The sequence below is a fragment of the Bradyrhizobium sp. USDA 3397 genome (assembly GCF_054060965.1).
In genome coordinates this window covers 3736909-3758233 of the sequence record NZ_JBSSDS010000001.1, presented here as the reverse complement: position 1 = coordinate 3758233, position 21325 = coordinate 3736909, and the positions used below count along the sequence as shown (strand labels likewise).

Annotated in this window: 13 protein-coding genes and 6 pseudogenes; 9 read left to right on the top strand and 10 right to left on the bottom strand. The window is 58.6% G+C overall.

The genetic code is table 11. From position 1 onward, the window contains the following. Positions 1-243: 243 nt before the first annotated feature. From ACVWYQ_RS17365 to tnpB, 5 genes and pseudogenes are all read right to left on the bottom strand, one after another. Positions 244-510, bottom strand: a complete 267-nt coding sequence (locus ACVWYQ_RS17365; protein WP_456726096.1) for a hypothetical protein — start codon at positions 508-510, stop codon at positions 244-246. A 142-nt stretch (positions 511-652) separates the two neighbouring features. Further along, positions 653-1654: an IS4/Tn5 family transposase DNA-binding protein gene (locus ACVWYQ_RS17360; RefSeq protein ID WP_456726095.1), complete on the bottom strand. Its 1002-nt coding sequence runs from the start codon at positions 1652-1654 to the stop codon at positions 653-655. 156 nt (positions 1655-1810) lie between these two features. Further along, positions 1811-1912 (bottom strand): annotated as a pseudogene (locus ACVWYQ_RS17355) (transposase domain-containing protein); the annotation flags it as partial. A gap of 114 nt (positions 1913-2026) precedes the next feature. Then, on the bottom strand, positions 2027-2851 hold the full coding sequence (locus tag ACVWYQ_RS17350; RefSeq protein ID WP_456726094.1) for a tyrosine-type recombinase/integrase: 825 nt from the start codon (positions 2849-2851) through the stop codon (positions 2027-2029). A gap of 11 nt (positions 2852-2862) precedes the next feature. After that, the gene (gene tnpB / locus ACVWYQ_RS17345; protein WP_456726093.1) at positions 2863-3393 is read right to left on the bottom strand and encodes an IS66 family insertion sequence element accessory protein TnpB; all 531 of its coding nucleotides are present in this window, start codon (positions 3391-3393) and stop codon (positions 2863-2865) included. Between the two features lie 764 nt (positions 3394-4157). Between tnpB and ACVWYQ_RS17340 the strand changes: the two genes are divergently transcribed. From ACVWYQ_RS17340 to istB, 3 genes are all read left to right on the top strand, one after another. Beyond that, positions 4158-5201, top strand: a complete 1044-nt coding sequence (locus ACVWYQ_RS17340) for an ATP-grasp domain-containing protein (protein ID WP_456726092.1) — start codon at positions 4158-4160, stop codon at positions 5199-5201. A gap of 285 nt (positions 5202-5486) precedes the next feature. Then, positions 5487-7001 (top strand): IS21 family transposase, encoded by a 1515-nt coding sequence (gene istA / locus ACVWYQ_RS17335; RefSeq protein WP_456726091.1) that lies wholly within the window; start codon positions 5487-5489, stop codon positions 6999-7001. Beyond that, positions 6998-7810 (top strand): IS21-like element helper ATPase IstB, encoded by an 813-nt coding sequence (istB, locus tag ACVWYQ_RS17330; protein ID WP_456726090.1) that lies wholly within the window; start codon positions 6998-7000, stop codon positions 7808-7810. Before istA ends, istB begins: the two co-directional genes overlap by 4 nt. 144 nt (positions 7811-7954) lie before the next feature. Here istB and ACVWYQ_RS17325 read toward each other — a convergent pair. The 4 pseudogenes from ACVWYQ_RS17325 to ACVWYQ_RS17310 all read right to left on the bottom strand — a co-directional run. Continuing rightward, positions 7955-9052 (bottom strand): annotated as a pseudogene (locus tag ACVWYQ_RS17325) (ISAs1 family transposase). Between the two features lie 670 nt (positions 9053-9722). Further along, positions 9723-10611 (bottom strand): annotated as a pseudogene (locus tag ACVWYQ_RS17320) (IS3 family transposase); the annotation flags it as partial. 5 nt (positions 10612-10616) lie between these two features. Beyond that, a pseudogene (locus ACVWYQ_RS17315) lies at positions 10617-11951 on the bottom strand (IS110 family RNA-guided transposase). A 232-nt stretch (positions 11952-12183) separates the two neighbouring features. Next, positions 12184-12439: pseudogene (locus ACVWYQ_RS17310) on the bottom strand (transposase); the annotation flags it as partial. Between the two features lie 243 nt (positions 12440-12682). Between ACVWYQ_RS17310 and ACVWYQ_RS17305 the strand changes: the two are divergent. Further along, positions 12683-12730: pseudogene (locus tag ACVWYQ_RS17305) on the top strand (hypothetical protein); the annotation flags it as partial. Between the two features lie 12 nt (positions 12731-12742). Further along, positions 12743-12958 (top strand): transposase domain-containing protein, encoded by a 216-nt coding sequence (locus ACVWYQ_RS17300; RefSeq protein ID WP_456726089.1) that lies wholly within the window; start codon positions 12743-12745, stop codon positions 12956-12958. 972 nt (positions 12959-13930) lie between these two features. Here the strand turns inward: ACVWYQ_RS17300 and ACVWYQ_RS17295 are convergent. Further along, a complete protein-coding gene (locus ACVWYQ_RS17295) occupies positions 13931-15058 on the bottom strand; it encodes a KamA family radical SAM protein (RefSeq protein WP_456726088.1) in 1128 nt (375 codons plus the stop codon). A gap of 1672 nt (positions 15059-16730) precedes the next feature. Between ACVWYQ_RS17295 and ACVWYQ_RS17290 the strand changes: the two genes are divergently transcribed. The 4 genes from ACVWYQ_RS17290 to ACVWYQ_RS17275 all read left to right on the top strand — a co-directional run bounded on the left by ACVWYQ_RS17290 (position 16731) and on the right by ACVWYQ_RS17275 (position 21223). Continuing rightward, a complete protein-coding gene (locus tag ACVWYQ_RS17290; RefSeq protein WP_456726086.1) occupies positions 16731-17483 on the top strand; it encodes an SDR family NAD(P)-dependent oxidoreductase in 753 nt (250 codons plus the stop codon). A gap of 102 nt (positions 17484-17585) precedes the next feature. Continuing rightward, positions 17586-19274, top strand: a complete 1689-nt coding sequence (locus ACVWYQ_RS17285; protein WP_456726087.1) for a thiamine pyrophosphate-binding protein — start codon at positions 17586-17588, stop codon at positions 19272-19274. A gap of 238 nt (positions 19275-19512) precedes the next feature. Then, the gene (locus tag ACVWYQ_RS17280) at positions 19513-19641 is read left to right on the top strand and encodes a hypothetical protein (RefSeq protein WP_456727243.1); all 129 of its coding nucleotides are present in this window, start codon (positions 19513-19515) and stop codon (positions 19639-19641) included. Positions 19642-20470: 829 nt separating this feature from the next. Further along, positions 20471-21223, top strand: a complete 753-nt coding sequence (locus ACVWYQ_RS17275; protein ID WP_456726086.1) for an SDR family NAD(P)-dependent oxidoreductase — start codon at positions 20471-20473, stop codon at positions 21221-21223. Positions 21224-21325 lie beyond the last annotated feature (102 nt).

Below are 21325 nucleotides of genomic sequence, written 5' to 3'. Positions count from 1 at the left end.
TCATGCCGATTTAACCCGGGCTCATGCAACATCCTGCTGAAGTTGAGCGGGCTCGCACCGTGGTGCTCAGCGGCAACTCCGCACCACGGTCCTAATCGATCTTGCGCCGCGACGTTACGCGCTGCCAGAGCTGCCGGCTCTCGGACGTTTCAGGCCATGATCCACGGCTATGACAACGGACCTGTCCTCGCCCGTGAACAACCACATGTCCCGACTAGAAGGGGTAAGCATCCGGTGAGGCTTTCAATTACCCACAAGTTCTCCTCCGACCATGGCGCCCAGCGCGATGTCGGTGAGGCGTGACAGCCCGCGCCACATCACCGTATTGCCGGGGGGCGGATCGCTGACGCGGGCGAGATAACCACCGAGCCGGGCGATCTTGATGAGATAGTGCGAGAGCATTTTCTGTTTGGCTTTTGGTTTGTCGTTGACGAAGCGATCGAGCACGGCGATTTCAGTCGCGGTCAACGCGAGGGTTGGCGGAGCGTCTGGAGCGAAACGGTTGAGCATCGTTATCCAGAAGACCCGCCAACTCAGGATACAAAAGAGCGAGATCAGATTCGTCAGACGCTCGGCGGTCCTAAGCTTCGACTCCTCAGCTCTGCAGCCCGATTTGAGAATCCTATCTTATGGAACACCTCGATCTTCCATCTCAAAGCATACCATCCAAGCTTCTCAATGGTCGGTGCGGGAGCCAACAGGCAGATCTGTGATCAGCTTCCACTCGAGTTTCTTTCTTTTCTTCGGCGTCCCGCGCTCTTCGGCAGGGATCACCGTCAAGGTCAGCGCGGGATAGCGCTTCTGCTTTGCGATCGGCGGCAGGATGCGAATCTTGCGATATCGGATCTCGAGAATGGCCTCGTCGGATCGCCGTTGTTGTCTCTGACGTTGACGCGATGCAGTCCTTTGACGGCGACCTCGTCCATTTCGTCGGCGATCGTGTGATCTCCATCCCAGCCAAACGGTCAAACGCAAGTCCTAATCGCGAAATGCGTTCCAGCTTCTCGAGCCGCGCAGAACAGCTCATAGATGTCGCGATCACCGATATGAACGCATCGCCCCCGATCGCCCAGCAGCTCCGTGGATTGCCGGACATTATCCAGCCACCGAATGCTCTCCTTCTTCTCGATGGGACGCGCGTCGGATTGATCTTCTTCTTAAGCGCGGCGGTCCCCTTGAATTTCTTCCGGGTCCAGAATTTGACGGCCGTCAGTCCAAGCGGCAGCCCTTCAGTCGTCACCGCCACGCTCGAGTGCATCAGGATGCCGCAAACCGTGTGCGATCTCAAGCGGTCCGCCTTGTCCTGGCCGCTGTTTATGCTCTTGGTGATCCCGATCGCGTCTGAGTTCTCTCTTTGATAGCTGAACTCGGTCGTATCGTGGAGCACTAGAACAGGACCGCCGGTGGCAATCGTGCGCTCACGCGTCGATTGAAAGTGGCCGGCCAGAATGTCCGCCTCACTGACCCGGTCGATGGAGAAAAAACGATACGCAGCCTTGGTGTTAGCCCAGTCCTGGCACACCAGCGGAATGCTTTCGCCCATGGCGCTCCCGATCTGCGCTACCAGTTTGCGGCGCCGCTTGTTCAGGCGCTCGTCGGCAAGGCTGCAGCCAGCGAGCTCGCGATCAAACCATGCGTCGGCTTCTTCGTCCATGGCACCGCCCCCTGCGAATCGGTGCCAGACAGGGTGCAATGGTTTGTGTGCTCCCTCAGCCCATTCGGCTAAATGTGGGTAATTGAAAGCCGGTGAGGACCGCGGGGCGGTCACTCAGGCTGCCGGATTGACTTGCTTGTTTCGGTCTCGCCAATTTCAGGGCAGCAGTTCGTCGAGCCTTTGGGCTGGATGTGCAGCGATACGCGCCAGGACGTCGGCGAGCCAGGCTTGTGGATCCACGTCGTTCATTTTGGCCGTTTATGCCGCCCACCGAACTATGCCGAACGGATTTGGTATGGCACGCCTTTGTCACGCCGGCACGCGTCGATCGCGTGCAGGGCAGCCCCATTCCATTCGGCATAGTCTGGTCGGTCAGAGCGCCTCGAGGAAGGCGAGCAGGCGGTCGTTCGGCTGGAAGCGGATTCGCTTGCCGCGCTCGTACGGCTTGAGCTTCGCCAGGGCAGCTTCCTTGAGGGCGAGGTGGGCGTGCAGGTACATCTGCCTCGTCTCGACCGATTCATGACCGAGCCACAGCGCGATCACGGAGTAGTCGACGCCGGCTTGCAGCAATTCCTTCGCTGCGCTGTGCCTCAGCACGTGCGGCGACACGCTCTTGGCCTTCAAAGATGGGCAACTCTTGTGAGCGACACGAACATGCTTTCCTAGCAGGGACTGGACGCTGTCGGCACTCAGCCGGCCCCCGTGCACGTTCAGGAACAACGCTCTTGCTCCTTTCCGCAACGGTTCCTTGGGCCATGCCTGGAGCGCACACCGAGCGAGTGTGGTGAGCGGAGTGGTGCGCTCCTTCCGCCCTTTACTGACGCATCGTACGTGTGCAGCAGACCCGAGGCGGACGGCATCCCGATCAAGGCTAGTCAGCTCTGAGAGGCGCAAACCCGTCTGGGCTGCAACCAGCAGCAAGGTGTGATCGCGGCGGCCAAGCCACGTCGTTCGATCGGGCGCTGCTAGAACCGCCTCGATCTCGAGGCGCGTCAGGAAGTGCACCTGCCGCTTATCGTGGCGCTTGCTCGGTATGGCGAGCACGCGCTGGATCAGCGCACTGTGTGCCGGCTCCTCGAAGGACACGAACCTGGAGAAGGATCTGATGGCGGTCAGACGCAGGTTACGCGTCTTCGCGCTGGCGCCGCGCTTTACCTCAAGGTCGGTGAGGAACGCGCCGATGAACGTTGCGTCCAAATCGGTGAGCGTCAGGGCCGATGGGGGCTTCCGCAGCTGTTGAGGGGTCGCCAGTCGATCGCCTCCAGCAAATAGCTCATCTGAGCTGCGGTCAGCGATACCACGCCATCCACCGTCGTCGGCCAGATGAAGCGGCCACGGTCCAGTCGTTTGGCGTAGAGCGACAGCCCGATCCCGTCGTGCCAAAGGGCTTTGATCAGGGTGCCAGCACGACCACGGAACACAAAGACATCGCCGGCAAGAGGATCTCGCCCCAGCCCCTCCTGCACAAGCAATGCCAAACCCTGCATGCCTTTGCGCATGTCCGCGTAACCAATTGCGATCCAGATTCTCGCTCCTGCTGAGATCGGGATCATCGCCGCTCCAGCAGATCCACAGCGAGACAACGCGGTCATATCAACGCCGGCGTCCACAACACGCGACAGGCCTTGCCGACGACAATCTCCATGCATCAGCCCGCTGGCGCCACTGAAGCTACTGGCGCCGCCGGCGGCTGCTCCGGCATCAACATCGCCGGCACAAAGGCTGGCTAGGTCGTTCACTATTGCTCGTCCGCGTCCAAAACAAACGTCGCCAAGTCAACAGGAGCGAGCGCAAGATGCCGTATCGTCGCGCTGTGGATGAGACCGCGCGCGGGGCTGCAAACTCTCCAGAACGATCTTGAGCTTCTCATCATCGGTCCAGCGACGGCGACGGCCAGTCTCAACAACCTCGAACCGTTCAATCTGAGCACTGAACTTATTGCTGTCCATAAGGGCTGTTACACAGCACGCGCCCTAACCCGACAAGGCGGCCCTTACCGGAGGGAGAATAGAAGGTGATGAACTTCCGGAATTGCTCCCCGCGTCCTTGACCGTCGCGCCCTATCTGCGCTCCGCTTTGTTAATGCCTCAACGTCACCCGGTCTGACCGCCTCGCGTTGCCAGAGCGCGCACTGCATGCCCGCGATGCCAGCCCGTGGTCGCGCACAGCTTGTCTCAAATAAGCCTCGTATAGTTTCTGACAATGGCGCACAGCTTGGCGGCTTCAAGCCACCGATGTCCTTCGCAATACCTCTTTAGGTAGGAAAAGGCGGTTCAGATAACCGAAATCTCGGCTGGCATGGAGATTGCTCTTCGGAGAGGCAGCCTCAAGGCGCGGAACGCCCGAACATCTCGGGGCAGAGAAGATCATCGTGTTCGCAACGAACGGTATTTTGGGGCGATGTTTGCCTACCCAAAGGGAACGGCACACGATGGCACTCAAATGCCTAAAACACTCTGTTTATGCCAGCTGTGCTGGTGCTTATCAAGCTAGGATAAATGTGATGAGACTGCTCATACTCACAGCCCGACCCGATTGCCTGGGTGAAAATGATGTACCTATCGGTAACGCGTTCCGTCGTCTCGGATGGGAGGTGATTTTCGCTGAAATCACAGGCATAGGATCAGCAGACTATCGCTATTTTACTCGCGGAGTATTGGTATCCCCAGACCAAGAGCCACACCAGCTTGGCTGCGCAGCGGAGGGGAGGCGGGGCGTATATTTCATCGACGAATGTCAGCTCGTCTGGTTCAACGGTGGGGCGCCGACCAGCATCTCCCGCGATGTATGGCAAATGCTATGGCTAGCCTCGCAACATACTCCCTTCGTTAACAGCATTGACGGTACGTTTTTTCTAGAAACAAAGCATGCGTTGGGCCTCATCGTGCCGAAAGAGCATAGAGTGATTTCATATGCATCCAATGAGTTCTCTCTACTTTGGGAGCGCTATCGGCAGAGCCCCGATCTCTGGTGGATTGCGAAACCGCCAAACGCCTATTGCGGACAAAACGTCTTCTTGCTCCCTCCCAACGGACCAAACGCTCGAACGATCCTCCAATGCCTCACAGGAAATGCTGATGCCCAGAGCCAATTCGGTGGTCTCACGGAACGCGACTCTATTGCGGAGCGACACCAGTACGAATACGGCCTGGGTGGTTTCAAGGCTCAATACGCTCTTCTTCAGCACTTCATCTCCGAAGTGAGCGAGGGCGAAAAGCGGGTCGTCGTTGCCTGCGGGCGCGCAGTTGCTTGGCACGGCCGCAAGGCGCCGCCTGATGATCACAGGTCTAATATCGCGCAGGGAGGGAGGCCAATTCCAGTCGAATTGCATTCCACCGAGGTCGAGCTCGCTGAGTTGGTCGGTCGAAAGCTGATGGACTATGGAATCAATTTCGTCGGTCTCGATATGGCTTACCCCTACATTATAGATATTAATCTTAGCGATCCCGGAGGGCTATACGATGCGAAGCTGGCCTCGGGGGTAGATCAATCGGATCACGTAGCAAAGCTCATTATATCGCACTTTGAGAGGCACAGTGGTCTATGACTGTCCCACCTCTGTCAGTTCGACTTGACCGTGCTAAAGCGGAAGCTAGGTACCTGGTCGCGACGCCTCGGTCGGCCGCGCCTTCCCGGTTGTCGCGCGGCGATCAGGATGGAAGAGCGCGTCAATCAAGGTGAGAGAGTTTCGCCGGGCTCGTGACGTAGGGAGGGCGTAGCCCGACCGGAGGTACGAGCCCGGCGTCGGCGCGATCCGCGAGGGACCGCGCCGACTGGTGATCGCGGCCGGCAGGTTATGCAAGTGGTTCTTCCGCCAAGAGGAATCACTCGCTTGCCCGGCCGACACATCACAGATCACCAAATGAGGCTCTACATGAAGTACCGTCAGACCGATAGCCCGCCGGCGGCGGCGGCCAAGGCATCATTCAGTGCGTCGACCGCTTATCGGATCGAGAGAGACCCCCGACTTCCATCGCAAAGGAAGGCTCCCCGCGGCCGGCGACGACCGGACCCGTTGAGCGAGGTGTTCGAGACCGAGATCGTCCCGATCCTGAAGGCGGCGCCTGGCTTACGCCCGGTGGCGGTCTTTGAGGAGATGCTCCGACGTCATCCAGATCTCGGCAGCGGTATCCGTCGTACCCTGGAACGACGTATCCGTGCCTGGCGGGCGATCCACGGCGAGGAGCAGGAGGTGATCTTCCGCCAGACCCACGAGCCCGGCCAGCTCGGCCTCTCCGACTTCACAGACATGGGTGAGTTGGGTGTGACGATCGCGGGCGCACCGCTGGATCATCGTCTCTATCACTTCCGTTTGGCCTATTGCGGGTTCGAGCACGCCCACGTCGTGCTTGGCGGCGAGAGCTTCGTTGCCCTGGCCGAAGGCCTGCAGAATGCCCTCTGGTCGCTCGGTGGGGCGCCGCGGGAGCATCGGACCGACAGTCTGTCGGCCGCATTCTGCAATCTCGATCTTGATGCACGGGACGATCTGACGCAGCGATACGAGGCCCTTTGTGCCCACTACGGCATGCGGCCTTCCCGCAACAATCGAGGCGTCGCCCACGAGAATGGCTCGATCGAAGGGCCCCACGGTCATCTTAAGCGAGCAATCGCGGACGCCTTGCTCCTGCGCGGAACTGTCGACTTCGACGATCTTGCCACCTATCGCGGCTTCATCGACGAGATCGTCAGCCGCCGCAATGCCCGCAACGCCAAGCGGATCGATAGCGAGCGCGTGGTATTGCAGGAGCTGCCCGATCGCCGCACCTCCGACTACGAAGAGGTGATCGTCCGCGTGACGTCGTCAGGCGGCTTCACCCTACGCAAGGTGTTCTACACGGTCCCCTCGCGCCTGATCGGTCACCGGCTGCGGGCGCGGCTCTACGACGATCACCTCGACGTGTTCGTCGGCGGCACGCATCTCCTGACCTTGCCGCGCGGGCGGCCGCATCCCAGCGGCAAGCACGACCAGGTCGTCGATTATCGGCACGTGATCCATTCCCTGCGGCGCAAGCCAATGGCGCTTCTCAATCTGGTCTATCGGGACAGGCTGTTCCCGCGCGAGGGCTATCGGAGAACCTTCGACCGATTGCGCGAGCGGTTACCGGACAAGAAGGCCTGCCGGATCATGGTCGATCTTCTCGCGCTCGCTCATGAGCGTGGCTGCGAGGCCGAACTCGCCGATCAGCTCACAGCCGACCTCGAGGCCGGCCGACTGCCCGAACTCAACCGGCTGCGCGCTCACTTCGCTCCGGACCCCGCCCAGCTGCCGAACGTCGTGGTGCAGCTCGCGCCGCTTGCCACCTACGAATGCCTCATCGGTACTGCCGAGACCGGAGGTGCCGCATGAGCGTGGCCAATACCGTTGATACCGCGCGCCTCAATCTGTTGCTCAACGAGCTCCGCCTCCCAGCCATCAAGGTGCTGTGGGCGCAATTTGCCGAGCAATCCGACAAGGAAGGTTGGCCGGCGGCCCGCTTCCTCGCCACCATTGCCGAGCACGAGATCGCCGAACGCGGTCGCCGGCGCACCGAGCGCCATCTCGTCGAGGCGCGGCTGCCAGCCGGAAAGACCTTCGACAGCTTCGACTTCGAGGCCGTGCCGATGATCTCCAAGGCGCAGGTGATGGCGCTCGCCGCCGGCGACAGCTGGCTGGGCAAGGGCGCCAATTTGCTCCTGTTCGGGCCGCCCGGCGGCGGCAAGAGCCACTTGGCGGCAGCTATCGGCCTGGCCCTCATCGAGAACGGATGGCGCGTCCTCTTCACCCGCACCACCGATCTCGTGCAAAAGCTCCAGCTGGCTCGCCGCGAGCTCAACCTCGAGGCCGCCATCAACCGCCTTGATCGCTTCAATCTCCTGATCCTCGATGACCTTGCCTACGTCACCAAGGACCAGGCCGAGACCAGCGTGCTGTTCGAACTCATCAGCGCACGCTACGAGCGGCGCTCGATGCTGATCACCGCCAATCAGCCGTTCGGAGAATGGAACAAGGTCTTCCCGGACCCCGCCATGACACTCGCCGCCATCGATCGCCTCGTTCACCACGCCACCATCGTCGAGATGAACGTCGAGAGCTATCGCAGGCGCACCGCGCTCGACCGAAAACGCGGTCCGGGACGGCCGCCCGCGCACGCGACACCCAAATCCGTCGCTGATTGACGCTCCGCGACAATCAGAGTTCAACAAAACTCTTGCGCGGGACAATCTGCGCGGCAATCATGACCTCGCCGCGACACTGACTCGCCATCCAGATTGCCGCGCCTTCCCATCCAGATCGACGCGCTACACCCGGTCCTCGCAGGGCTATCGCATATGGCTGAGAACCTGGAGAAGGAAGGCATTATCCCATCCTGCGCGCTTGATTTTGAGACGGATGGATTTTTTGTCGGGATAGGTTCGCAAGATGTTGAGAGCCAACCGCCGCAAAATGGCGAAGTTTTCCGGCGCATGATCTTTTCGCGCGCGATTTGCGTCTTCGCCAAAGTGGACGTCGAGGACCCAATGGAGACAATTCTCGATCCTCCAGTGACTGCGGGCGACGTCCAGCAACCGCTTGGGCGGCAGGTATTTCGACAAGAGATAGTAACGAACGACCGCCGGATCGGCGCGCTGGCCGTGCAGGCGCCTGCGCGACGTGATCCGGCCCACGGCGGCGACGCCGGGGAAGCGTTGAGCCAAAGTCTTGTTGCGCATGACGGTCGCCGTACGCGTCTCGCTCCGGTCGTGAATGGAGCTGTCGGTTTGCCGGGTCGTGCTGCGCTTGCCCGATCGGGCAAACTGCTGCGTAACCGTCTGAACAAGGGGCCGCGATTGCCCTTGGTGACCAGGGCGTAGTCCCCGCCGCGCTTAAGCACCATTTCAGCAAAACCGCGGTGGCAATGCAGCGCATCGGCCGTGACAATGCAGCCATCAAGGCACAGGAGCTCCAGCACCTCCAGGGCGCCCGCCGTCTCATTGCGGCCAGGTGCTTTCTGCTGCGCCAAGGCCATCCGTGCTTCCACTGCAAAGACGTTGACCAGGTGCAGCGGCGTCGCCTTGGCGCCGCGCTCATAGGCGCCACGCAACGCCTTTCCATCGACCGCCACCACGCCGCCAAGCTTAAGGCCATTGGTCTTGGCAAATGCCGCCATGAACTGACGAAACGCGCGTTCGAAGGCCTGCGGATCCAGCAGACGGAACACTCGGCTGAACGTGTCATGGCTCGGAACGCCATGCTCCAACCCGCAAGAAAAGCCGCAGCACCTCTTCCTTCGACTGTCCGAACTCCGCAATCTCCGCGCAACTGCCTGCCCCGCAAACCACAGCCGCCAGCGAGACGACAAGAATCTCGAGAAGCGGGTGCTTCGCATTGGCCGCGCGCGGGTCCGGCAAGCGCCGGAAGGCCTTCTTGAACTTCTGCATCCGACACCCTCCATCAACAGGGAGCCGTCCTCAGAATCCATATTGCAATTCAATGCAATAGACCCACAAAAATCATATGCGATTCCCCTGCCGGTCCTCGGGAGGGGGCACCGCCCGCCCGCGGGGTTTTTGCAAGCGCGTCAGGCGCATTTGATTTGGGTTGCCAATGAGTTCATGCCAATGCTCGACCGGGAGCTCGCTTGTCACTACGGTCGAGCCGCGGCTATGGCGATCCTCATCATCGCCAGCGGGTCCCGTTACTGCTCGGCCGTTATCAAGGCAAGCCCCTGTCTTCAACGGTCAGGAGTTACACGCGCGCCAGGTCCTGACAAAGCGGACATGGCGGCCGTCGCCCCGGGCGAGGGCGAGCAACTCAACCTTGCGGGTTGCGCCAATCGATTCCGGTCGGCGAGGGATCGAGGAATGTCCCAAATAGTGAGTCTGACGAATCATTTGCGGAGGTGGTCGATCCTTTGTACGGCCGCTCATTTCGAGTGATCAGGAAGATCTGCCAGCGAGGCCGAGGCATTCCCGCTTCGTATCAAGTTGAGTTTCGCACGGGAAGCAGTCTCCTAATTTAGGCAACCACAATCGAATATTATGAGCAAGAAGCAATCAGATTAAGCTGGCTATGCAGGCTTGAGCTGGCGCTGGTTTGATGGACACCCGGTTAAGCTAGTCCCACCTTGCGTTCGAACTCAAAAGGGCTGAGGTATCCGATCGTCGAATGACGCCGGACGGCGTTATAGAACCGCTCGATGTAGTCGAACACATCTGCTCTTGCCTCGTTCCTGGTGCGATAGGTCTTGCGCTCGGTTCGCTCGGTCTTCAACGACGAGAAGAAGCTCTCCATGGCCGCGTTGTCCCAGACGTTGCCGGATCGGCTCATGCTGCAAACGATCCCACTGTCTGCCATCAGGCGCTGGAACTGTTCGCTGACGTAGCTGCCGCGATCGGAATGATGCATCAGAGCATCCGGCTTGCCACGCCGCCAGACTGCCATCAACAGGGCATCCGCAACAATCGCGCTGTCATACTGGAGCTCATCGACCAGCCGACCACCCGGCGCGAGAACAAGTCGATCACGGCCGACACGTAGAGCCAGCCCTCGGCGGTCCAGATATAGGTGAAGTCGGCAATCCACTTCTGGTTCGGCCGCTCGGCCACAAACTGACGATCCAGAAGGTTCGCCGGCATGTTCACTATCTGACGATCGCCTTCGTCCTTCGGCAGGCGCCGGTGCCTTGGCCTCGCCCGCAAGGCCTGCAGGCGCATCAGCCGCTCGATCCGATGCAGGCCGCAGTCGACACCGTCTGCCAGAAGGTCTCTCCAGACGCGCCGTGCGCCGAAGGTCCGGTCACTGGCAGGAAGCTTGCCTTGACCCGCTGGCCTACCGTCTCGTCGCTTCGGGATCTGGCGCTGGGCGATCGGTCCAACCAGGCATGGAAGCCCGACCGCGATACGCCCATTGCTTGGCATAGCCATGCCACCGGTCAGATATTCCGGTGCTTCGCGATGAAACCGAACTTCATGTCGCTTCCTTCGCGAAGTAGGCCGCGGCTTCCTAAGAAACAGCCAACTCAGCGTCGCCTGAAACAGCTTGCAAGACGAAGCCCAACGACTTGGCGCGACGCTTAAGATTGGCAAGGACCCGGCTGCGGTATTGTTCCTCATAGTGGTGAGCGCCGGGATCGCGGTAGGTCATGCCGTGCCTTAGGGTGTTGTAGAACAGAACAGCAATCTTGCGGGCAGTCGCCGTCACGGCCTTCGCTTTGCCGGCACGTGAGGATAGCTGACGATAGAAGGCTCCAAGCGCCGTATCGCTCCGTCCTATGGTCGTGGCTGCCAGCCGCAGCAGCGCAGTTGCCTACTGGAGGATCTTCTTGTCCGCGAAGAGAGCACCTTGCCCCCGGAGATCTTGTTACTCGGTGCGAGGCACAGCCAAGAGGTGAAGTGGTTGGCGCTCGGCCATGCTCTCAGATCGGTACCGCACTCGCCAATGAGCTTTAACGCGAGTGACGGACCCAACCCATGGATTTCAGTCAGATCGACGCCGAGGACGCCGTATAAAGCGGTCCTCACATCGAACGCTGGTGTATTGACCTGCTTGGTCTTCACTCGCGGCCTGGAGAGCTTGCCGACGGGCTTGGCCCCTTTGTCTGTAAGCGCCGCTATCAAGGATTCCAGCTCGCGATCGCAGTCGAGCATCTTGGCCTGATAGGTGTCGTAGAGCTCCAGCGATTGAGTCAGGGCAAAGATATGTTCACGCCGGTCATTGCCCGCCAGCGCGGCGCGGATCGTTTCGATGGAGGAATGGCAGCGCACATCGCGGAAGGTTGCCAACACGTCGGGATTGCGCTCACCCGCCACAATGGTTCGGATAATCCGCATTCCGGTCGCTCCGGTGATGTCTGACACCACGTGATGGAGTATGTATTGAATGTGGGCGGCGGCGTATTCTACCAACCGCTCCCGCTGACGCAGATAAGCCCGCAGGGTGGCGATCTCGGCATCAGGGCGGAAGCTGCCGCGCAGCAGGCCATAGGAATGTAGCTGACGCAGCCAAGCGGCATCGCTGACGTCCGTCTTGCGCCCCGGCACGTTCTTGGCATAACGCGCGTTGACTAGAATCACCTCAAAGCCGCACTGCTCGAGAACTTCCTAGGCAGGGATCCAATAGACCCCGGTTGATTCCATCGCGACGCTAGTCACTCCGCACGCTTTGAACCAGTCGGCCAGATCATGCAGGTCCTGTGTATGTGGCAAACTCCCGCACAGGGGTGCCCGTGCAGGCTGGATTGACCGCTGCCATGTGCATTTTTGATCCGATGTCTATGGCCGCTGCTCCAACATTGACCGGCTTCAATTCCGGACGGTCGCCGGTCTTCGTCTTTGGCATCGCAATCCTCCGTCAAAATATGGGCGGGAGGGTCTGGGCTATGCCAATCATCATCTTCCTAATCGGGATCGCCGCCGGGGCGGGGTCGCCACCCTCAAGTTCGCATACGCCCATGGACCACGTTTTTTTACGGGGACAAGCCTCCAATAAGCCGACGGCCGCTACCCTCCGCAATGCGAAGATAGCACGGGCTGTTTCTACCGCGCGCAGGCGGGCAACGGCCCGTGACAGTCTTTTGGATGTCCCGCTCCGCCTTCAGCTTCGTGACCTCGCGCCGCAGCCGCTCGATTTCCAATTGTTCAGGCTTCATTTACCCGTGGCCGGGAAAGGCCTGAACAGGATCAGAGCCGAACTCCTTCACCCATTTGCGCAGCACGTTCTCATGGACGCCCAGGTTCTCGGCCCGCTTGCGCCACCGATACCCCTCGTTCCCTGACAAGCTTGACCGCCTCGACCTTGAACTCTCGACTGAACTTCCGTCTCTGCATGACCACCTCCGGCTTCATGAAACAACTCGGTGTCCATCAAACCGGCAGCAGCTCAGTAATCACCTCCGCCCTCGAAATCGTCATAACGCTTCTCCTACGATTATCCCTAGGACGCTTCAGCGTTCGCGTCCGTCAAACAAGGCGGCCCTCAACGGAAGAATACGTCCGGTCTGGGCAAGGCCATCCGCTACACCTTCAACCATTGGGACGGCCTAAGGAGCTTCATCGATGACGAACGCATAAATAGACAGCAATGCGGTCGAGCGCAGCATTAATCCGATAGGCCTGGGAAAGAAGAAGTACTTGTTCGCCGGCAGTGAAGGCGGCGCCGAGACATGGGCCATTCTCGGGTCGCTCATCAGCACGGCAAAGCTGCAAGACATCGACCCACGGCATTATCTGACCGATGTTCTCGAGCGCATCGTCTCCGGACATACAAAGATCAATAAGTTGCGCATGCTGTTGCCGCGGAATTGGAAGGCCGGGCGCGACAGTTCGCAGGCAAAGCTCGCCGCATGATCAGTTCGACGGCGGGGCACCTGGAACTTCCTGCGCATCGCTGGTATCGTCATGGATCTCCTCGCACCCAGCGTCACCTCGTGCAGATAGACTTGCAAACGCTCTCTCCACCTCGGTGAACTCCGGCGGCAGAACTTTGTCGACAAATCCTCGTGTCGTACGAATCATCACCGAGTCGCGTCGCGGGCGGTGATAACGAAATGGCCGCAGCCCGTACCGGCGGCAAAGCGCCAAAAACATGTGCCGCGACCATTGGTCAGGAAGTGAGAATTGCTGCTCGATCGGCGGATCGTGGCGGGCCAGCTCAACGACCCGGGCATGCACCCGCTATAGCGCAGCCTCGGCCGCAAGGCGCTCACCGTCAGTTCCGGCACCCGCCGAACAACGCCTCGATCTTCCGAAGCTTTCGCGTAGCTGCGACTCGCTGCTCTTCCGAGGTCCCCGTTGCCCGCCCTACCCGTGATCACCATCATCACGCAAAGGTAGCGTCACAGCTCCATCAGGCAATCCAAACCATTCCGCGCAAGTCAAGGCCGTGTACGGTGATCCTCTCGAGACGCTCACAGAGCGGGCATGGCTGGCCACCCAGATGCCCTTGTGCGGGATCTCGATCGCCCTGTCGGTTATGGCGCGCCTCGAGCTCTTCGCGGATCAGACGTGAGGGCACGGAGCAATAATGACCTACGAGCTCTACGTGATAGTTCGGCGCGACCCAGCACTTCGACCATCCGGCGCAACCCTCGATAGGAGCTTGCCGCGGGGCGAGCCGCCTGTCACCTCAGATCGCGAATATAGGGTCTGGACTATCTGATCAAACACAAGAAGCTTTTCCAGCTCTACTGGCGACTTGAGGCACGTGAGCTCGAGCCACTGATCATAGAACACGACAAACCGATATGGTGATCGCCTCCGGGCGAACTCGCGCAGACCTGGATAATTGAGGGCAGAGTCGGCGCCTCTGCCCAAGCGACTTCAACTATCAGAAGCCCGTGCTTCGAGATTAATCATGCGGCGAACCTTACCTTCAAAATTTGTCGCCCAAATCTCGCTGTTGTCAACCTCGCGTACGTACTCGGGGATTATCGGCATCTTGCCTAGGCCACCCGTACCATCGACCACGAAAGTCGGCACCGCAGGACCACTAATGAAGCCTCGCAAGCCATGATATAACTCTAGGATTCGGCCAAGCGGAAGTTGATACGAATGGTTTCCCTCAGCAACATCACAAGAATAGCAGTAGTATGGACGAATGCCGCAAGAGAGAAGCCTCATGCACAGATCACGCAAAGTAGTTACTTCATCATTCACTCCCTTCAATAGCACTGATTGATTTCCGATCATCATGCCAGTCTTCCGTAGCATCTTAATGCGCTGGACAAAGAGCGGAGTGATTTCCTTGGGGTGATTGACCTGGACGTTAAGCATTTGCACGTCATATCGCTCGAGAATGCGACAGAGTTCAGGAGTAATTCGAGTTGGTAGTTGTACAGGCAAACGACTTCCGATGCGCAGAAATCTGACGTGCGGCGCTCTGGCCCTAATCTGGCTGAGCACATGTTCCAGATGTCGGTCGCTCAGAAACAGAGGGTCTCCGCCCGACAGGAGACAATCGTCGATCTCTGGATGACTTTCTAGGTACCGAAATCCGCTCTCAAGCTGTTGCTTGTTGATAGCCCTTTCTCCATGCGAAACAAGCCTTTTGCGAGTGCAGTAACGACAATATGCCCCACAGTTGGTCGTAATGAGAAACAGCACGCGGTTGGGATATCGATGAACAACAGTGCTGTTGCCCTGCATACCATGATCCTCCGCCAGACTATCGGCGACTTCATACGGCAGAACATTTAGCTCTCGCTGGAAGGGTATGTACTGCTTGCGAAGGGGACAGTTCGGGTCGTCGCGATCCATCAACTGGGCCAGATATGGCGTCACACGCATGTCGAAATGGTTATAGATCGACATATCTACTTCCTCCACGAAATTGAGAATGCCTTTCAGGTCCTGATGCGTCCTGTAGCGACGCTGCAATGCTTCTTGCCAGCTTTCAGAAGTCACGTCATACGCGTCAAGTTCTTCTCGCGTGTGGAAACACTTAGTCATGATCGACTGCCTTTGTCTGTGGATTGGTCGGTTGCAACAACATAGGCCCCTATCGAGGTTTTAACAGCTGTGCTCTTTCAACATTTGAATCAGTAGGACAACCCGCGCTTCCAGCGAACCTTGGTACCCACCATTTTGCTATGGCGATCGTGCCCGGGGCAGGCTTCCTACGGACAAGGCCGCCCGAGTAGAGCCAATAATACTCTATTCTCATTCATAGAGACTCTCGTGCCGCTCGCCTGCACTGCAAGCTCGGCAATCTTGATCGTGCGAAAACACCCTAAATCATACTGCCCGGGTGCCTCGATCTCAATCAGCTCGTTCCACGCGACAGCTACCCGCATGGTATCCCCCTCAGTGTTGGCTGACTGTAGACGTCATTGCCCCGCATCTTGTAGATTGGCGCCGTTTCCGTCGGCGTCCGCAAGACCGCTGTTGATCGTAAGATCCTTGCCGGCTCTCCAGCAATCGGCGTGCCAGAACGTCGGACAATGGTAAGCATTGGATCGCATGCTTCATGTGAGCACCTCGTCGAGGGCGACCAATTGCAATATCACCGCTTTAAGTTTCCTAGTAATCGGCGCACTACCGGCGGCGCGATCATGCGCCGCTTGAAGAGATAAGACCGTTGCGAACTCCGACGCTATTTGTGATTCCGTGTGTCGCGTTCAGAACATGGCACTGAGCTAAATGAAACACAGCCCGACTGGCCGGGACGGGCAGATTATTGGGGCATGAGCGAACAGAGATCGGGGGTGACGCTCCGTGGAAGTTTGGGTCGTCTGATCTCGGACGGTTATCCGAGAGCGGCCGACGGCTTCCACACCTAACGTTCGCTTATCACGAAGAAGTCGCGGGAGAGCGACGGCTTTTCGGCTCAATCGGGGGCATCACGACTTCTTTCTATCCTTTAAAGCCGCCTTGTAGAGGAGGGTGCCGGGGAGCAACTGCTTCAGCCGCGTCTGTTCATCCTGCCGTTTCCTCAGCCGAGTGGCATCGAGACTCGCGGCCGCCGACCTTGCGAGTCCAACTGTCCTCAAGGTCCCTGTGTTCGGCTTGTCCGAAAAGCGAGCGCGATTCATGCGCTAGTCCTCGTCGTGGGCCAGAACGCAATTCAAACGGGATCAAACTCGTGGGCAAGGTCACGGTCCACGCTGCGATCAGGTGATGCGGCGCTAGCAATCCATCTTAATCGATAATGTAGATGGTCTGGATTCTTGGGAGGGCTCAAGTCGCGCCGGTCATGTTTTCCTGATGACGTGCAAGTATGAGCCCCCAGGATTGCCGGTCATCTTTCGCGTGATTGTGGGATTAGCATCGATAGATAATTGCATTATTTGCAAGGCATTGCGCTATTAGCAATGCAGAAGAATTCTGCAATCCTACCGCTATTGGCGCGCAGATCGATCGCGACCACCCTAGGAAATACTGGTTATGCAAGAACTCGCCCAAGTGCCGCCGAGCGCATTTCAACAGTTGTGCAACATCTCGCGGCAGCCCTACTCAACACGACGTGCTTGGAGCCAAGGAGGCCGGCCACGCGCTATCTCGCTGGCTATGCCAGCGTGCCCATAGTGCGGGCGTGAGCTTCGCTCGACTAGGAGTCTGAGCTTTGAGGAAGCTCTAGTTCGTATTGAAGTGTCCCAGCTAGGATCCGAGAAAGAGAATTACGATGTCCGAAGGCAGGCGGAAAGTTGCGTTGGTTACTGGTGCGGGTCGCGGAATCGGCAAGGCGACTGCTGTCTTGCTCGGTGGTCGTGGTTTCGACGTGGCCGTGCACGACATTGATGAGGCGACGGCAGACGAAACCGCTGTGCTCATCCGCGAGCTAGGCGTTGATGCGCACAGCTATGTCGCCGATGTTTCCAATCGCGAGAGTATGCATGATGTCGTGGCGGCCGTGGTGGGTCGCTTTGGCCAAATCGACGCCTTGATCAATAATGCTGGAATTGCGTCCGACCGATGTCCTATTGAGAAAGTCACAGAGGAAATGTTCCAGCGTTCGATTGGAATACATGTCGGCGGGACTCTCTGGACCACGCAAGCGGTCATCGTCGACATGAAGCGTCGGGGCTCAGGGAGCATTGTCAATCTCTCGTCGATCCAGGCACTTGTTGGTTGGACCGAAGGCGCGACTTACAACGCGGCGAAGGGCGCTATCCTCGCGCTCTCCAAGGGTTGGGCCAAGGAATTCGCGCCCTGGAATATCCGCGTCAATGTCGTTGCACCTGGTCATACGGAGACTGAGATGACGGTGCGCAATGACGCACCGGAGTCACGCGCCGCCAAGGCTAAGACAATCCCGCTCGGGCGGTACGCTCAACCGCGGGAAATGGGCGAAGCTATTGCCTTCCTGGCTGGGGACGAGGCGTCCTTCATTACCGGACAGGTGCTAAGTCCAAACGGAGGATATGTCATAACGTGAAGGTTCTCTTCACGTCAAAGCGCTAGAACTCTCGCGTTTTGCCGCGCCGTGCGCGCCGGTAAATGTTCGCCAATCTTCGAAAGCAAATTCGCAAGGAACGCTATGTCTAACAAAAGTAACACAACAGGTGCTCAGGCCGTAAGTGATACGCTCGTCAAGCTTGGTGTAACACATATTTTCGGCATGGATACCCCTGCGCCGTTATACATTGACTTGGATCCGAGCATCAGGGCAATCACAATCCACGATGAGCGCGCAGGCGCAGTTATGGCCGACGCGTTCGCCAGGGCATCAGGTCGAGTTGGAGTGTGTAGCGCAATTCGCGGTCCTGGCGCAACGAATCTGGTTTCAGGCCTAGCGGAGGCCTATAACTCGTCTACGCCGGTATTGGCCCTCGTCAACGACGTCGCAACTGCAAATATTGACCGCAACCCCATACAAGGTATTGACCACGTCCGCCTATTTGAGCAGGTGACCAAGTGGGGCAGGCGGGTCGATACTCCCGAGCGAACTGCTGAGTACGTCGCTCATGCGATGCGCGTGGCAACGACAGGTCGACCAGGACCTGTTCTGCTTACCTTCCCAGATTTCGCTCTGACCAACGGTCCCGTCAATCCCGCACACATCACCGAGCCAGCTACCTATCCTCGCGTACGCATGGCGGCAGATCCGGCGCTCATTAACATAGCCGTGCAGCAGATTGAGTCTGCCTCTCGTCCGATAGTCATTGCCGGTGGCGGGCTACATCTCTCTCAGGGTTACGAGGCGCTGCAAGCGTTTGCGGAGCGGCTACAGATTCCAGTCGCGACTACACCGTTGGGCAAAGGGGCCATTGCCGAGACGCATCCGCTGGCCGCCGGCGTGGTCGGTGCTTACACGGCGGGTTTTGAGGCGCGGGGATGGATCGCGAACCAAGCCATTCGCGAAGCAGATCTGGTAATCCTCGTGGGTACAAAAACTGACTCAATCGCGACAAGCGATTGGACCGTCCCTTCAGTCGGCCAGCAGATCATCCATATCGACATCGATCCAGTAGAGCTTGGCCGAACTTATCCTGCGCTTGAGATCGCCGCTGATGCAAAGTTGGCAATTGATCAACTTGGTCAGTCGCTAGCCCCGCGAACAAAGCCATCTGCCTGGACTCGCGATCTGCAATCTAAGATCTCGGCCTGGCACGCGGATTTTGAAGCGATCAACATGAGCTCTGGTGAGATCGACCCACGCCTCATTTATAGATCCCTCAATGCCATCCTTGGCGAAGACGACATTGTAACCACGGATGCGAGTTATTCGTCGGCTTGGGGCATGGACCTGTTGCGCTACAAGAAGGCGGGTCGCAAGTTCCTTGCGCCGCGTGGCTTCGCCGGTCTCGGATGGGGCGTGCCAGCGGCAATCGGAGCCAAGTTCGCTAAGCCGGAAGCAGCTGTGTTTTGCGTCACCGGTGACGGCGGCTTCTCCTATGTTGCGATGGAGATGGAGACGGCGGCGCGCTACAACGTGCCGATCTGCGTGATCGTGCTCAATAACGGCATACTAGGCTTTCAGAAGCACTACGAGATCCATCGTTTCGGCAAGACAGTCGAGACGTCTTTTACCCCCGTCAATTATGCGGAGCTGGCACGCACACTAAACTGCGACGGCATAAGGGTCACTACGCCGGCAGAATTCGACATTGCGCTCCAGAAAAGCCGGAGACTGCGACGTCCACTGCTGATCGATGTCGTGACACCGGCAGATGCTCGCCCTCCTATCGCTACGTTCGCATCAGCGCCCGCCAACGCGCGCCACTGAGAGGACTTGCATGTCGGATATGAGACATTAAGAGTGCGAAACGACGTGAGATGAATCCAAGGGGAGAGATGGATCATCGCCCCGCTAGACCTCAATATGTTCATTCTAGAACGACAGAATTCCGGAGATACTTGAGACTCTCAACAAGAATGGCGATCATCGGCGCATAGTGGGCTTGAGCGCGCACAGAGCCGGTGGGTCGGGAACTATGCAGGAAAGTGGGTGATGACGGAATGGGATGGGCAGCGTAGAAGAGCGATACGCCATCAACGAGACCAGCAACATTGTCCCGCTTCGTCAGCCCGACGAGATCGATGATCCACTGACCAATATTCTGCGCGCTGGCGCCAAGGCAAACCTTGCTTGACAGTGCGTGGGAGCCGCGTCACGGCACAATCCAGTGCTCAAGGCCTCTACATCGGCTGATCGTCAACGGCAAAGAACCGAAGGTTGTACTCACCGCCCGCATGCGCAAGCTGATCGTGATCCTCAATCGGCCGGTCTGACGGCTTCAGTTCATGCAGCAATGTTCATGCCAATTATACCTGGCTATTCCCTGATTGGCCACGGAAAACGACTTGCCGACAAAGACGCTCACTGCATTGAATCTGACAAAGCTTTATCCTTGTCCGACATCCAGTATGGGCGAGTCGAATCTACCTGACGTGCCCCACGTCGGCCGGCACCAGCACGTGGGCACTGCGTCAAGTTCAACGAATTGATCTGAGTCGGTCGAGCCATCGGGAGCCGCATCGCTCGCCTCTCAAGAAGCGCCGAGGGCGAGCGGCGCCGCTCACCCTTCTTAGACCAATAATCTTCCGAGTTCCCCGCTTAAATTGGTCATTGCTGGGCGAGAGGCCATTGTTCACTGGCACAAACTTTGCTGTGCAACGATGGTATGGCCAAGAGGAAAAAATGTCACGCAACACGGGTCCCTTCCGGAAACCAGCCCCTGAAGTCGGAGCCAGCGAGAGCATAGCGTAGCGATCGGGTGGCAAAACTGCCCGGCGCGACACAGGCAACCGCTCCGCGGGAGCCTACCCAGGGAAGAGCTTTGCGGCCACGCGCTATCTCGCTGGCTATGCCAGCGTGCCCATAGTGCGGGCGTGAGCTTCGCTCGACTAGGAGTCTGAGCTTTGAGGAAGCTCTAGTTCGTATTGAAGTGTCCCAGCTAGGATCCGAGAAAGAGAATTACGATGTCCGAAGGCAGGCGGAAAGTTGCGTTGGTTACTGGTGCGGGTCGCGGAATCGGCAAGGCGACTGCTGTCTTGCTCGGTGGTCGTGGTTTCGACGTGGCCGTGCACGACATTGATGAGGCGACGGCAGACGAAACCGCTGTGCTCATCCGCGAGCTAGGCGTTGATGCGCACAGCTATGTCGCCGATGTTTCCAATCGCGAGAGTATGCATGATGTCGTGGCGGCCGTGGTGGGTCGCTTTGGCCAAATCGACGCCTTGATCAATAATGCTGGAATTGCGTCCGACCGATGTCCTATTGAGAAAGTCACAGAGGAAATGTTCCAGCGTTCGATTGGAATACATGTCGGCGGGACTCTCTGGACCACGCAAGCGGTCATCGTCGACATGAAGCGTCGGGGCTCAGGGAGCATTGTCAATCTCTCGTCGATCCAGGCACTTGTTGGTTGGACCGAAGGCGCGACTTACAACGCGGCGAAGGGCGCTATCCTCGCGCTCTCCAAGGGTTGGGCCAAGGAATTCGCGCCCTGGAATATCCGCGTCAATGTCGTTGCACCTGGTCATACGGAGACTGAGATGACGGTGCGCAATGACGCACCGGAGTCACGCGCCGCCAAGGCTAAGACAATCCCGCTCGGGCGGTACGCTCAACCGCGGGAAATGGGCGAAGCTATTGCCTTCCTGGCTGGGGACGAGGCGTCCTTCATTACCGGACAGGTGCTAAGTCCAAACGGAGGATATGTCATAACGTGAAGGTTCTCTTCACGTCAAAGCGCTAGAACTCTCGCGTTTTGCCGCGCCGTGCGCGCCGGTAAATGTTCGCCAATCTTCGAAAGCAAATTCGCAAGGAACGCT

Bases quoted from the DNA above. Each gene is read 5' to 3' on its own strand.
- ACVWYQ_RS17360 (WP_456726095.1), bottom strand. From the start codon at position 1,654: ATGGACGAAGAAGCCGACGCATGGTTTGATCGCGAGCTCGCTGGCTGC.
- ACVWYQ_RS17275 (WP_456726086.1), top strand. From the start codon at position 20,471: ATGTCCGAAGGCAGGCGGAAAGTTGCGTTGGTTACTGGTGCGGGTCGC.
- istB (WP_456726090.1), top strand. From the start codon at position 6,998: ATGAGCGTGGCCAATACCGTTGATACCGCGCGCCTCAATCTGTTGCTC.
- ACVWYQ_RS17280 (WP_456727243.1), top strand. From the start codon at position 19,513: ATGGGCAGCGTAGAAGAGCGATACGCCATCAACGAGACCAGCAACATT.
- ACVWYQ_RS17290 (WP_456726086.1), top strand. From the start codon at position 16,731: ATGTCCGAAGGCAGGCGGAAAGTTGCGTTGGTTACTGGTGCGGGTCGC.
- ACVWYQ_RS17365 (WP_456726096.1), bottom strand. From the start codon at position 510: ATGCTCAACCGTTTCGCTCCAGACGCTCCGCCAACCCTCGCGTTGACC.
- ACVWYQ_RS17340 (WP_456726092.1), top strand. From the start codon at position 4,158: ATGAGACTGCTCATACTCACAGCCCGACCCGATTGCCTGGGTGAAAAT.
- ACVWYQ_RS17285 (WP_456726087.1), top strand. From the start codon at position 17,586: ATGTCTAACAAAAGTAACACAACAGGTGCTCAGGCCGTAAGTGATACG.
- ACVWYQ_RS17295 (WP_456726088.1), bottom strand. From the start codon at position 15,058: ATGACTAAGTGTTTCCACACGCGAGAAGAACTTGACGCGTATGACGTG.